Raw genomic sequence first — 13,659 nt, 5'->3', positions numbered from 1 at the left:
TCGAAAGATGACTTTTTGAACTACCGTTTTCATAAAGGTTCAAAAAGGCAGGTTTGGAGCACCGAGAAGGTTGGATGAAGCTAGGACCGAGTAGCGCAGCGTAGCTGGAGGCTACGTGAGCAACGGAAGGCCCGGCTGAATCCAAGATTCGATGCTGATTAAGCTTCTTGACCTGCTTCGTGATCGAAAGATGACTTTTTGAACTACCTCTATAAGGAAGAAGGAATGTAATATGAAGAAAGCACTAATCGTCTGGGGCGGCTGGGATGGACACGAACCGGAACAGGTCGCGGACATTTTCTCCGGCATCCTGCGGGAGCATCGTTTTGACGTGGAGGTATCGGACACCCTGGAAGCTTATGAAGATGCAGAGAAGCTGCTGGGCCTCGACCTGATCGTGCCGGTATGGACGATGGGGGAGATCTCCAAGGAGCAGGCGGGCAACGTATCGGCGGCGGTTCAGGCCGGAACCGGCCTCGCCGGCTGTCACGGCGGCATGTGCGACTCGTTCCGGAGCAATGTCGATTGGCAGTTTATGACCGGCGGACAGTGGGTCGCCCATCCGGGCAACGACGGCGTAGACTACAAGGTCGAGATCATCGCCAATTCCAGCCCGCTGGTCGAAGGCATTGAGGATTTCCGCGTGCAAACCGAGCAGTACTACTTGCATGTAGACCCTGCCGTCGAAGTGCTGGCCACGACCCGTTTTCCGGTCGCCGACGGACCGCACCGCCTCAACAAACCGGTCGATATGCCGGTCGTTTGGACGAAACGCTGGGGCGTCGGGCGGGTGTACTATAATTCGCTTGGGCATCATGCCGATATCGTCGCGTTGCCGCAGGTCAAGGAGATGATGACCCGGGGCATGCTATGGGCAGCCGACGGCAAACGGCGCGCCTCGGTTTCGCAAAACGGCGATACGCAGAAACAAGCCAACATTTATACGGGCATGGGGGATAGTCAATAATGGAGAAAATCAAAGCAGGCATTATCGGCTGCGGTAAAATCAGCGGCATTTATATGGAAAACTGTCACAAATTCGAGGCGCTGGAACTCGTAGCCTGCGCCGACCTCGACCTGTCCCGGGCGCGGGAACAGGCGGAGCAATATCGCATCCCCCGGGCTTACTCGGTGGACGAATTGCTGCAGGACCCCGAGATTTCGCTCGTGATCAACCTGACGATTCCGGCGGCGCATGCCGAAGTTTGCTTAAAAGCGCTGGAGGCCGGCAAACACGTGTACGTGGAGAAGCCGCTGGCCGTCACCCGCGAGGAGGGGCTGGCGATTCTCGAAGCGGCCCGCCGGTACGGTCTCTTGGTCGGCAGCGCGCCGGAGACGTTCTTCGGCGCCGGCATCCAGACGGCGCTGAAGCTGATCCAGGACGGCGCGATCGGCCGTCCCGTGTCGGCCACAGCGTTTATGATGAGCCGCGGCCATGAACATTGGCATCCGGACCCGGAATTTTACTACGCCAAGGGAGGCGGGCCGATGTTCGACATGGGCCCGTACTATCTGACGGCGTTGATCCAGCTCTTGGGTCCGATTCGGCGCATCGCCGGCATGACCGGCAAGGCATTGGCGGAGCGCACCATCACCAGCGAGAAGAAACACGGTCAGACCATCCCCGTCGAGGTTCCGACGCATATCGCCGGAACGCTGGAATTTGCGCAGGGCGCGATCGCCACGCTGATCACCAGCTTCGATATTTTCGGCGGCAGTACGCTCCCGCCGATCGAGATCCACGGAACCGAAGGCACGCTGCTCGTGCCCGATCCCAATTCTTTCGGCGGACCGGTGAAGTTCCGCAAGCTGGGTGATGAGGAATGGACCGAGGCGCCGCTGCTCCCCGGCTACGCCGAGAACAGCCGCGGCATCGGCCCGGCCGACCTGGCGAGCGCCCTGCTCCGCGGCCGTCCGCACCGCGCCAACGGCGAGTTGGCTTACCACGTGCTGGAGGCGATGTGGGGCTTCCACGACTCTTCCGACGCAGGCAGCTACTACGAAATGAGGAGCACCTGCACCTCGCCGCGGGCGCTGCCGACGGACCTAAAGCCGTACACGCTGGATTAAAGAAACGGTTTGCGTTACGGACCACAAAGGGCCATCTGCCGCGGATTGCGGCGGGCGGCCCTTTTTTTCGCGATCGTTCCCCTTTTCGATCCGGCTTTGGGCAAAACCGATCAGCAAAAGGGAAAACGGAATCTCCGGGGACGGAATTCGTATGCAAAAAAGCAGGACGATCCTTTGCCATTGGATCATCCTGCTTCTTATTTAAATCAGTTCGGATCTTTGCAGCAGCCGCTGCACGATCGCCGCCGCCGATTTCCGTTAGCGTCGATGCATCATTTTCCGGAGTAACGGCGATTTGCGCGCTCCCTGTCTCTGTGCTGAAAGCGGCGCCGCCGGCATTCGTATCGACATTTTGCTGGTGAGGATAATAGCCATCCGCCGAGACGTCCCATAGTTTGTAACTGATAGTTGCAGTGCCGTTCCAGTCACGGGTAGGGACGAAACGGATTTGGTCGGTACCGGATAGGAGATATGCCCCCGCAGTGACATCAGGGATGTTGTACCATTGGTTGGCCCCTGCATCCCAATACTGCCAGAATCCGTTGCCGGGATTATCCAGGCCGGTGACTGCAATCCCCGTATTTTCCGGAGCCTGTTTTTCCTGTTAAAATATGACTGACCTTTTCCCCGGAGCCAGCATAGTTGTCCTCTTGAATGGGTGCCAGGATCGACAGCGTGTTGCTGATATCGCTCCACGAAATGCCTGATGAAGCCTGTGCCAGCACAGGATATGCCGGACCGAGCGCAGAAACGGCCAGCCCTACGGTTAATGTAGTACTCAAAGCCACTTTGATCATTGATTGCTTCATGTTTCTCTTCCCTTCCCGGTCTAAATGAATCCGATTTCGATTTATTTCGACATGATTCGGGATTATTATAAAGTATTCGAATAAACATAAAATAAACAAGTAAAAGCTTCGGAATTCGCCGGCTCCGACGATTCCCAAGCTTTTTTCATCCTTCCTTGTTAACGGGGCTTACGTGAAAGCATGCAACAAATCGCGAATCGGACGGCCGGGCGCTACGCCAAGCTCCTGCAGCAGTTGCTGCACCTGATGATGTCTCGCCGCTAGCTCCAACAGCCTGATATAGTCCAGTTCGATCCGCCGCGAGTACTCCCCGGCCCATTCGTACGCTTTTCCCTTCAACAATTGACCTGTATACAAGGCCTCGGCCCGGTTAAACAAAACGGCGCTTTGTTCCGGCGTCCGCTTCATCTGCATCATCAGCCCTTCAAAATCGTACAAGTCGCAGACTATGGCGCTCTCTTGCATCCGGATCTCGTTTTTGCCGGCGGCGATGCAGCTTCCCGTTTTGCCTTCACCAATCGCTTTTCGGATATAGTACAAGGTCGAGTTCAGGTTTTTCAGGGCCTTCTCCGGCCCCAAACCGTTCCAAAGCGTGTCGGCGATTTCCTCGCGGCTAACTGATTTTTTGCACAGCAAAAAGGCAAAGAGCTCTTCGGTTTTCGGGCTTCTTAGTTTAATCGTGCCACCCCCGGCTTCCGGACGGAGGATTTTCAGCCCATTGAACAACTTCACCTCCAAGCCGGGGGCCGCCGCGAACTCGCCCCTTTTTTTTCGGGCCTTGCCCAAGGTTCGCGACACCCGCTCCGAAGTAACCGGTTTTAGCAGATAATCCAATGCATTCCGGTCAAACGCCTCCACCGCATACGTGTCATAACCGGTCACAAACACGATATCCATGGACTCGTCCAGCTCCTGCAGCAGACCGGAGAGCTTCATTCCGTTGATTTCCGGCATGGAAATATCGAGAAAGGCAATATCCACCGGATGGGATTTAGCGTAATCATAAGCTACGTCGGGATCCAGAAATGTCTGACGAATGTCGACGTCCCCGCTATCCGACAAAATTCTCGTCAATCGTTTTATCGATAACTCTTCATCATCCACGATCATGGCTCGCAGCATGCATGGCTCCCCCTGTCCAACTATTTGATGCCGCCGGGATCTCGAAAGAAACTTTCGTTCCCACTCCTTCCATACTCGCGATCTGTATGCTTTGACCGTAGAGTAGCTTGATCCGCTGGCTAATATTCCAAAGGCCTACGCCTTTTCGGTTCGTATCCCTGTCCCGCAACTCCTCCAGCTTCTGCTCGTTCATCCCGGATCCATTGTCCTCCACGGAAAAATACACCCCGTTTTCCGGCCCGCCTTTCACCGTCAGCTTCACCTTCCCGCCTTTTAACTTGGACATCAGGCCGTGACGGATCGCGTTCTCCACCAAGGGCTGAAGGACCAACGGCGGGATCCGCAGCATCGGGTCGGCATCCACGTCGTATTCGATGTCCAATCTCGGACCGAAGCGCGCCTTCTCGATATTGACATAGGCGGCGACCAGCTCCAGCTCATTCTCCAAGGTAGACAGCGAGTCCAGCTGCTTGAAGTCGAAGCTGCCGCGCAAATACCGGGATAACTCCAACGTCAAGTCCTCCGCTTGTTCCGGGTCCTCCAAGCATAATTCGGCAATCGAATTCAATGCGTTGTACAGAAAATGCGGATTGATCTGGGAGCGCAAAAAGGCGATTTCCGCATCTTTGGCATTGTTGACGGAGGCTTTCAAATTCGTCAGACTGCGGACCCGCGCTATCAGTTCCTCGGCTTCAAAAGGCATGCCGACGAAATCGTTGGCCCCGTTTTCCACGGATAATTTCATGTCATCCTCCCGGTTTCTTGACGTTAGCGTCAAGACCGGCAGCTCAAACGGCGAAAAACGTTCCCGAATGCTGCGTAGCACCTCGAATCCGCTCAAATCGGGCAAGGCGACATCGAGGATTACCAAATAGTAAGGATGTCCCTGGGCCAGTTCCTCCAAAACCTGACGGCCGCGATTCACCAGCACCACCGAATACCCCTCCAGCTTGAGCAAATTGCGCATCGATTGCTGGGTGGCCAGCTCATGCTCCGCAATCAGGATCGCTTTGCCTCCGTTACCCGGTATATATAGCGGATAAGCGGGAGCCGCACTGCTCACTCTCGCCGACGCCCGGTCCGAAACAAACGGCGGAACCGAATCCGCGAATTCACCGGCAGGCTGAGAATCCCCCCGTTCCGCGCGAGGCAGCGTAAACACGAACGTCAAACCTTCTTCCGGGTGCAAATCGGCGCGGATCGTCCCTCCATGCAGTTCGATCAGCTCCTTGGTCATGCTCAGGCCGAGGCTTGTCCCTCCTTCGTCCGACTCCACGGCATCGCCGAGCTCCTCGAAGGAACGGAACAGCCGCTGCGGCAAATCGTCAGGCAGGTTTTTCGCCGTATTCCGAATCCTTACCCGTACCTGATCCCGGGCAGTTTCTCCCTCCACGTTCACGATCCCCTGCTCGGCATACTTGATCGCATATCCGATCAAATGATGCAAAACTTGGATCAGCCGATTGCTGTCCGCATAAACCGGGGGCAGCTTCTCGGGTACCCGGTTGACTAGCGCGATCTGGCTTCCGCTGAGCGAAAACAAATGGACCTGGATCACCACGGCGACATGATCCCTTAAGCTTAGGGCGGTTCGGAACAAACGGATGTCTCCGTGCTTCATTTTGGAGTAATCCAGCAGCTCGTTCACGAGATAAGTCAGCCTCCGCCCGCTGCTCATCACGATGTTCAGGTTCAAAGCCTGGCTGGCCGAAACCGGCCCCTCCGCCCCCCTCAGCAACGTATCGGTAATGTTCACGATGGCGTTCAGCGGCGTTTTCAGCTCATGGGAAGTGCTGGCAAGGAAATCGTCCTTGATCCGGTCCAAACGGACCAACTGGTCTTTCATCCGATCGACCGTGTGGTAGGCTTCGAAAAATTTGAGCACGACCTGGCAAACCATGACGAGATTGAACAATACGAGGTACAGCTGCTCGACCCACAAATTCTCTTTCCACGAAACCGCGAACAGAATCGTATCGAGCGAATACAGGTTGATGGTGAGGATGGACATAAACAGCAGCAACGACTGTAGCGGGTTCTCTTGCCGGCCCCGTAAATAAATCGATGCGGATTTATATAGCACCCACAGGATCATGAGCTCATAGACGAATACGACATAAGGTTGAAACGGGTTGTACATCCGGATCGGCAGGAACGCGACCGCAGCGGAGAATCCGGCCAGCACGGCAATGACGGCCTGCAAGGCCCGGAGCGGGATGATGCGCCTTTGCGCGTTGTAGAAGAAAACCGCCACAAAAATAAAACCGCCCATCGTGGCGACGTCTTTGACCTTATACAGCATTTCAAATGAAATATGCGGGAGCAATATGGTGAGCGTCCGTTCGCCGGACAATCCATGGTAAATGGAAAACAGCAAGCAAATGCAGGCCGACAGGAGCAAAGCGAGATCCTTCTTCCGGTATATTGCCGCAACCGCATAGCTGATGAAAAAAATGACCGCCAGGATGGCAAGCACGGCCAAGGTGCTGAATTCCCGCGCCAGGTTTATTTTCAGGATCCGATCCATGGCGACTTGATCGCCGAAGTAAAGCGAAACTGGGATGCCGGAGTTGATGTAATCATAGTTGGCGACCTGAACGATGATTTCGGCGTCGCCTCGCTCGAGCGGAATCAGCGCCGTTTGCGGGAGGTTTCCCGCTTTATACGTTTCGGCTTGCAAGGAAGGCTTACCGTCGTCGAACAGCTTGCGGCCGTTCACGTAAATCGTGCTGGAAAAACGGATGTTCGTTTTCTTCAGCGCAAAAATCCCGCCGGCCGGCAAGTTCTTCATCACCATCCGGTACGTTGCCGAGCCGTACGCCGGAAGCGGCCGTCCGTTAAGCCGCTTACCGTTCCACTGCGCCGGAACTGGCATGAACGCGTCGAAGGAAGGTTTCTCCGCTAGGCGGAAATCCTCCGGCGCCAGCAGCCGATTCCAATAAAACTCCCACTCTCCGTCCAGCTTGATTCTCCCTTGTTGTTTCGGGTCCCAACCCGACAAATCCATGATCCCTTGATGGACCTCCATCGGCTGCGTCCCACCCTCGCGGGCAGGCAACATCGACAATGGAATAAACGCCGAAAACACCAAGGCGACCAACGCAATCATCGCGATCCTCTTCAGCACCGTGCAGCTCCTTTGCTTGGATAAAACATCGAGTGTCTATCATTTTAAAGGCTTTCCGGGAGATTACAACGCAAAAATCTGGAAAACTTGGAGATTCGCATTTTTGGGGGAGGATAAATGATAAAATGGCGGCCAAAGGCCGCCACATAAGGCTTGTTGAAGTCTCAATCGTCCGGTTTACCGGGATGCTCAATATACTCGAAATAATCGAAGTCCGCATGCTTGCGGAAGCCGGTCAAATCCTGGCAGCACAGGCCGATGAAGGCGCCCGTAAACCAGCCCTCGTTGCAAGCTTCGTCGGATAACGAGCTGGCGTCCAGGACCGGACCGATGTTCTTGAACGCTTGCTCGCCTTCCGTGGAATACGCGAACTGCAGCTTGTCGTGATCCACCTCGGCGCGAAGCCAGATCCGCTCCGCGCCGGCCGGCAAGGGAACGTATCCGGCCAGCGCCGCGTACTCATTGTTGACGGCGGACAGGATGCTGATGCAGCGGCCCAGGTCTTCATCGTGCGTTACGTGCAAATAATAGTAATTAAACGTATCGTACAGGCAGATCAGGCCGGCCAGATGCTTGAAGCTCGCCGGTTCGAATTCGAGGCAGGTGCCGGCCGTGAAATGAAACTCTTGCCAACGCCTTGCGACAAGGCTTTGTCTGTACTTCGAACCGAGTCCTTCCCTGCCGTACAGCCGGAGATACCCCTTCCGCTCCGTCAGCGAATAAAAGGTGGGGTCGAGCGGAACGCGCAACGACTGGAAGTGGATGTCCAGCGTATCGCCGTCGAAATCGTCGCGCACCGGCCGGGTCGGGAACGGATGCGGCGGAAGGTAGGGCGCCTCCACCTCCGCGTCCGGCAGTACGGTGCCATTTGCCAGACGAAGCCAGCCGTCCTCGGTCCATTCCACTTTTTGAATCGCCGTTTCGCGGCCCAGCGTATACCTGCGGTCTCCCTTCTCCGTCCGCTTCTCCAGCGCCCGTCCGCAAAGGTGAACCATATACCAGTCGCCGTTCTGCGTTTCGACCAGATCACCGTGCCCCGCTTTTTGCAACAGCAGCCCGGGATGATTTCTTGACGTCATCAGTGAATTGCCCGGATACGCTTCATAAGGGCCGAACAAATGCTTTGATCTTAACATAGACTGTCCGTGGCCTTCGCCCGTCCCCGTATCCGCCGCGAACAGATAATAATAGCCGTTCCGCTTGTAAAGATGCGGGCCTTCCAAGAAAATGTCGTTGCTCGCATAAATGGTCACTGCCTCGCCGACCATGCGCCGTTCCTGCTCGGAATATTCCTGAATGACCAAATGCCCCTTGTACCGCTTCGTTAATCGATGATCCGTAACCATGCTGACGATGTATTTACGTCCGTCGTCATCATGGAACAGCGACGGGTCAAACCCGTAGCTGTTCAGGAAAATCGGCTCCGACCATTCCCCGCGGATGTCCTTCGCCGTCACCAGGTAATTGGGCGTATCGTACATATTGACATAAAAAGAATTGACGACGGTATAGACCAAATAATAGATGCCGTTATGGCAGGTTAGGCAAGGGGCCCATACCCCTTGCGAAGCCCCGACTCCCCTAAGGTCCAATTGCGAGACGCGGTTCAGCGGGCGGGCGATCAGTTCCCAATGGACCAGGTCCCTGGAGTGGTGAATTTGCACGCCCGGAAACCATTCGAACGTGGAAGTGGCGATATAATAATCGTCATCAACCCGGATGACGGACGGATCAGGGTTAAAACCTCTAAGGATCGGATTTTTGATGGTATTCATCTTGATCTCCTTCCTCGCACAAGTCTTTATCATCCGGTTCATGCAAGTCAAGATCAAAATCACGTGTCTTGTTATCTCTGCATGCTCCTTTGCACGATTATCTCCTTTGTTAAGGGAGCTAAGTGCAGGGGGTAGCGTTGGGTTAGGGATAAAATAATAAGATCTGCGCCAAATATGTTCTTCCTCCGAGTTTGTCCGTTTCTTTGCTCCCTGGTCTGATCAAACGGAATAATCGTGCAAAGCGTCTGGACAGCGAGTGTTGACCTAAGTATAGAGTTTACGCCAAAACCGGTTGCCGGCTCGACCATGGAAAGCTTTAATGCAACGCCAATGCATCCGGTTACCACAAATGAAGATCATTGCCCTTCAGCTTGAATATCGCTTCCATAAAATAATAGTCCCCGTAAATAATCGGCTGATGATGCACCTTGCTATGATAAGCGCCTGTACCGTAAAGCAGAAAATGATCGGTATCCGGCGACCCATCGATTCGCGATTCGTCCAGCGTCTTCAGCAGTTTCAGCGCCGCCGCTATATACGAGCGGCTTTCGTGTCCGCCGACGGCCTTGGCGATTTCGATAAGCCCGCATGCCGCGATGGCCGCAGCCGTATCGTCCGCCAGCCTCGGCTCCTCCGGCTGCCTGAAATCGACTGGAATGATGCCGTTCTCCGGAATGTTCGCCATAAAATAATGCGCAACCCGCTTAGCCGTCTGCAAATACTCGTCTTTTCCGGTATGAAGATAACTCATCGTGAATCCGTACAGCGCCCAGGCCTGTCCGCGCGTCCAGGAGGAACCTTCGCCGTAACCCTGGCCTCCGTGCGAGCGAACCACGCCTCCGTTAAAGGGATCAAATTCGACGATGTGGTTGACGGAGCCGTCGGGGCGGACAAACGCCGTCATGGACGTATCCGCGTGCTTCATCGCGATTTGCTTGAAGCGCGGGTCTCCCGTTTCCTCCGTTGCCCAGTACAGCAGCGGAATGTTAAGCATGCAATCGATGATCGCCCAGCCTCGCGTATCCCCATCCTCCAGATCATTCCACGCCCGAATAAAGCCCCCCGCCGGATTGAACCGGCCCGCCAGCAAGTTTGCGGCATGGAGCCCCCGCTTCCGGGATTCTGGATTCCCCGTCGCTCGGTAATTCGCGACGCTGGTCGGCAGCCACATAAAACCGACGTCGTGATGCAAGCCATAAAATTCCTCAAAGCACCGGTCCAGCTTCGCTTCGGAAATTTGCGCGATTTCCTTGTATTTCTCATCGCCGGTTTCATGGTACATCAGCCACAACATGCCTCCCCAGAAACCGTTTGTCCACCAATGGATACCGTCCGAATCATCCCCCGTCGGATTGCCTGTGGATCGGTCATCGTGCACGCCGTTCACGGTCGTGTAAGGTATTTTGTTTCGGGAGCGCTCGCTGACCGGGTCCATCTTGGCCGTCACCTTGGCGACGACGCCATTCAACCATTGCTGCTGTGTATCGTTTAACAAAGGATGTTCCTGCCTTTCATTGTAAAATTGCCGTATAACCCCATTATCTTAGGCATCCTCAGCCTTTCGTCGCTCCCGACGCAATCCCTTTGACGAAATATTTTTGCAGGAAAATAAAAGCGATCAGCACCGGGACGACCGACATCGTCGTGCCGGCAAAGATCATGTCCCACCTTGATGAGAACTCGCCGATGTAACGGTAAATTTCCACAACCATCGTCTTCGGTTCGCCGGACGGGAGGACGAGCATTGGCATCAGGAAATCGTTCCAGATGCCCAGTCCGTTCAGGACGACCATGCTGGCCGTCACCGGGCCGAGCAGCGGGAACACGATGTTCCAGAAAATCCGCACCCGGGAGCAGCCGTCGATTTCCGCCGCCTCTTCGATTTCCGTCGGAATGCCTTTAACAAAGCTCGAATACAGCAAGCTGCCGAAGCCGACCGAACCGGCGACGTAAATCATGATCGGCCCCGCCAGGCTGCCGTAAAGCCCCAGCAATTTGAGCTCTTTGAACAGGGGGATCATGTAGGCTTGGAACGGAATCATCATCCCGGCGAGGAAATACAGGAAGACGAATCTCGTCCATTTCGCGTTTCTCCGCTGAATGGCATACCCCGCCATCGGGATAAACAGTACCTGAAACACGATCGACACGACCGTCAAGATTAAACTGTTTAAAATTGCCTGTGGATAGTTCGTTTCCGTCAGCAGGTATTTGAAGCTTTCCAGGTACAACGATGTCGGAAGGGCGACCGCGTCTCTCATGATTTCCGCGTTACTCTTGAAAGCGGACATGATGTTGAAGAAGATCGGGAAGAAGAAGAATACCGCCACGATAACCGTCACCGCTAATATCAAGATATCGATCACGAGCTTACGAGTTTTCAGCGACATTACATTTCGACCTCCCTTTTTTGGAGGACCTTCACTTGAAACACGGTAATGATCAAAATAATGAAAAACAGCACCATAGCCAGCGCCGTCCCGAACCCTTGCCGCAGTTCGCCGAAGCCAACCTTATAGATGAGATAGGTCAAGGTTTCGGTTTCAAAGCCGGGACCGCCGTCCGTCATGACCGCGATCTGATCGAAGATCTTCAGTGCGCTGATCATGGACAAGACCATGCATACGGTCACCGATCCGGCCAGCAGCGGAAACGTGATATGGCGGAATTGCTGCCAGCCGTTCGCGCCGTCGATGCCGGCGGCTTCGTTCAGCTCCTGCGGGATGCCCTGCAATCCGGCTAAATAGATGATCATATAATACCCTGCGCCCTTCCAAACCGTGGATATTAGAATCGCCAGCATGGCGTAGCGCGGGTCTCCGAGCCAATCGACCGCGAAGGCCCCGGGGCCGATCTTGTTCAGCAATTGGTTGACGACGCCGAAGTTGTAATTCAGCATCATGGCCCAGACGAACCCCATCACGATACCGCTAAGCAAGGTGGGGAAATAAAAGATGCTGCGGAATATTTTACTTAGCCAACGCACTTTGTCGACCAGCACCGCAAGCAGGATGGCTAGCAAGTTCTCAAGTATGACAAGGCTGATCGTTAAAATTAGCGTGTTTTTCAGCGCGTTATGGACGCGCGGGCTGTTCCAAATTTCCACGAAGTTGGCGAGTCCGATGAATCGCACGTCTGCGCTGATGCCGTCCCAGGACGTAAAACTGTAATAGACGCTGCCCAACGTTGGGACGATCACGAACAGAGTATACAGAATAAACGAAGGTAGAATAAAAAACAGCGCGTAAGACTGCCATTTTTTCTTCTTTTTTATAGCAGAGTACGCTTTTCCGGAATTAACGATAGGTGCAGACATGGTTGTCTCCCTCCTTCGGAACGCATGGATTAAAGAGGAACCTCCCCGAAGGAGGTTCCTGGGCATTGCCGGTTTTCATTACATCGCGTTGGCTTTGACTTGGTTGTCGTACTCCGTGTCCGCTTGCTTCATGTATTCCAGGACGTCCCCGTCCTTTGCGACCAGTTCCTGAAGCAGCTTGTAATACCAGTTGCGGAATTGCGGAGGAATTTGGTTTTCGCCCCACCAGTTGTTGATCGCCAGCGATTTCTTGACCTGCGGGTCGGCCATCAGTTCAAGCACCACCTTCATCTGCTCGCTGGACTCATAGGAAACCGGCTCTTTAGTCGAAGGAATCGCGTTGATGCTGGCCAAATACAACGAATAGTTTTCCGGCTCGAAGAAGAAGCGGATAAATTGCTTGATCGCTTCCACCTTGTCCGCATCTTTGGAGGCTTCCGTGGAAATGGACCAGCCGGCCGGAGAAGGCAGGCCGATCACGTTCACGTTGCCTTCGCGGTCAGGGAGCGCGTAAAAACCGAATTCGAAGTTCGGGTCGGCCTCGGCGATCTGCGTGAACATCCACGTTCCGGAGAACAATTGCGCCGCTTTCCCCGACACAAGGAAGGACGCCGTCTGATTATCGCCCGTGCTTAGCCAGCCTTTATCGACGTAGTTTTGGAAGAGCTCTTTATAGTCCGTCATCGCCTGCACGACATTCGCGTCAGTGAAGCTCGCCTCTTTGGCCGTGCGCTTCGAGTTCCAATCCGGATCGTTCGCGTACACTTCGTCGATCAGGAACTTGTTGACCCAAAAGCCCATATGGAAAATATCTTTGCCACCGACCACGATCGGCGAAATGCCGCTGGCCTTCAGCTTCTCCTGGATCTCGACGAATTCGTCGTACGTTTTCGGCAACTCGGCGATGCCGGCCTCCTCATACGCTTTCTTGCTGTAAATGATTCCCTGCGGTGAATTGACTTGCATCGGCGCGTTCCATACCTTGCCGTCAACCTTTGGCGGGTCGTTGAACAACTCCAGCAAATCGGACGGCAGTTCTACGATCTTGCCCGCGTCGGCAAACACTTCCGTATCCCGCATTTCCACCAGATCCGGGAACTCGCCGACCGCGTCCTTCGTTTTCAGCCAGTCCAGATAAGCGGCGGACGACGTTTCGCTTAAATCCTTGATTTTGATATGCGGATTCGCCTCCATAAACCGCTGAACCGTATCGGCGATGGCTTTTTTCGTTGCGGGATCTCCGGAAGCATAGCCGATCGTAAAGTTGACCTCTTTCGGAGCATCTCCCCCGGCGGAGTTGCCATTGCTGCCGGTTGATGGCGCATTCGCCGCCGTATTCCCGCCGGAGTTGCCTCCGCAAGCGGTTAAAGTCAACGAGGCGGCCAGCAGTAATACAGGTAGTTTAAGCCAGGTTTTTCTGAACATGGGTTTGGTAACCTC

The 13,659-nt window shown here is 54.7% G+C and carries 10 protein-coding genes; 2 read left to right on the top strand and 8 right to left on the bottom strand.

The features are described from left to right. Window positions 1–232 precede the first annotated feature (232 nt). Entirely contained in the window at window positions 233–967 is a 735-nt protein-coding gene (locus ACQ4N8_RS20680; protein WP_430706240.1) for a ThuA domain-containing protein, read from the top strand. Beyond that, entirely contained in the window at window positions 967–2,070 is a 1,104-nt protein-coding gene (locus ACQ4N8_RS20675) for a Gfo/Idh/MocA family protein (protein ID WP_430706239.1), read from the top strand. The genes ACQ4N8_RS20680 and ACQ4N8_RS20675 overlap by 1 nt, the downstream gene beginning before the upstream one ends. Before the next feature lie 551 nt (window positions 2,071–2,621). Here ACQ4N8_RS20675 and ACQ4N8_RS20670 read toward each other — a convergent pair. The 8 genes from ACQ4N8_RS20670 to ACQ4N8_RS20635 all read right to left on the bottom strand — a co-directional run bounded on the left by ACQ4N8_RS20670 (window position 2,622) and on the right by ACQ4N8_RS20635 (window position 13,644). Further along, window positions 2,622–2,879 carry a hypothetical protein gene (locus ACQ4N8_RS20670; protein ID WP_430706238.1) on the bottom strand — a complete coding sequence of 86 codons (258 nt, stop codon included), beginning with the start codon at window positions 2,877–2,879 and terminating at the stop codon, window positions 2,622–2,624. Window positions 2,880–3,047: 168 nt separating this feature from the next. Then, window positions 3,048–4,001: a response regulator gene (locus tag ACQ4N8_RS20665; protein WP_430706237.1), complete on the bottom strand. Its 954-nt coding sequence runs from the start codon at window positions 3,999–4,001 to the stop codon at window positions 3,048–3,050. After that, window positions 3,976–7,128 carry an ATP-binding protein gene (locus ACQ4N8_RS20660; RefSeq protein ID WP_430706236.1) on the bottom strand — a complete coding sequence of 1,051 codons (3,153 nt, stop codon included), beginning with the start codon at window positions 7,126–7,128 and terminating at the stop codon, window positions 3,976–3,978. Before ACQ4N8_RS20660 ends, ACQ4N8_RS20665 begins: the two co-directional genes overlap by 26 nt. Window positions 7,129–7,292: 164 nt before the next feature. Then, entirely contained in the window at window positions 7,293–8,903 is a 1,611-nt protein-coding gene (locus ACQ4N8_RS20655; RefSeq protein ID WP_430706235.1) for a glycoside hydrolase family 43 protein, read from the bottom strand. Between the two features lie 340 nt (window positions 8,904–9,243). Beyond that, on the bottom strand, window positions 9,244–10,398 hold the full coding sequence (locus tag ACQ4N8_RS20650; RefSeq protein ID WP_430706234.1) for a glycoside hydrolase family 88 protein: 1,155 nt from the start codon (window positions 10,396–10,398) through the stop codon (window positions 9,244–9,246). A gap of 58 nt (window positions 10,399–10,456) precedes the next feature. Continuing rightward, window positions 10,457–11,293, bottom strand: coding sequence for a carbohydrate ABC transporter permease (locus ACQ4N8_RS20645; protein WP_430706233.1), 837 nt, complete (start codon window positions 11,291–11,293; stop codon window positions 10,457–10,459). After that, window positions 11,293–12,219: a carbohydrate ABC transporter permease gene (locus ACQ4N8_RS20640; RefSeq protein ID WP_430706232.1), complete on the bottom strand. Its 927-nt coding sequence runs from the start codon at window positions 12,217–12,219 to the stop codon at window positions 11,293–11,295. The genes ACQ4N8_RS20645 and ACQ4N8_RS20640 overlap by 1 nt, the downstream gene beginning before the upstream one ends. 78 nt (window positions 12,220–12,297) lie before the next feature. Next, window positions 12,298–13,644, bottom strand: coding sequence for an ABC transporter substrate-binding protein (locus ACQ4N8_RS20635; RefSeq protein WP_430706231.1), 1,347 nt, complete (start codon window positions 13,642–13,644; stop codon window positions 12,298–12,300). Window positions 13,645–13,659 lie beyond the last annotated feature (15 nt).

The organism is Paenibacillus macerans (genome assembly GCF_050565405.1).
Lineage (GTDB): Bacteria > Bacillota > Bacilli > Paenibacillales > Paenibacillaceae > Fontibacillus > Fontibacillus macerans_B.
Note: the sequence above shows the minus strand (reverse complement) of the source record. Positions and strands in the feature narration are given on the sequence as shown.

Coding starts and splice junctions, on each gene's coding strand:
- ACQ4N8_RS20635 (WP_430706231.1), bottom strand. CDS start 13,644: ATGTTCAGAAAAACCTGGCTTAAACTACCTGTATTACTGCTGGCCGCC.
- ACQ4N8_RS20640 (WP_430706232.1), bottom strand. CDS start 12,219: ATGTCTGCACCTATCGTTAATTCCGGAAAAGCGTACTCTGCTATAAAA.
- ACQ4N8_RS20645 (WP_430706233.1), bottom strand. CDS start 11,293: ATGTCGCTGAAAACTCGTAAGCTCGTGATCGATATCTTGATATTAGCG.
- ACQ4N8_RS20675 (WP_430706239.1), top strand. CDS start 967: ATGGAGAAAATCAAAGCAGGCATTATCGGCTGCGGTAAAATCAGCGGC.
- ACQ4N8_RS20680 (WP_430706240.1), top strand. CDS start 233: ATGAAGAAAGCACTAATCGTCTGGGGCGGCTGGGATGGACACGAACCG.
- ACQ4N8_RS20665 (WP_430706237.1), bottom strand. CDS start 4,001: ATGCTGCGAGCCATGATCGTGGATGATGAAGAGTTATCGATAAAACGA.
- ACQ4N8_RS20655 (WP_430706235.1), bottom strand. CDS start 8,903: ATGAATACCATCAAAAATCCGATCCTTAGAGGTTTTAACCCTGATCCG.
- ACQ4N8_RS20670 (WP_430706238.1), bottom strand. CDS start 2,879: ATGAAGCAATCAATGATCAAAGTGGCTTTGAGTACTACATTAACCGTA.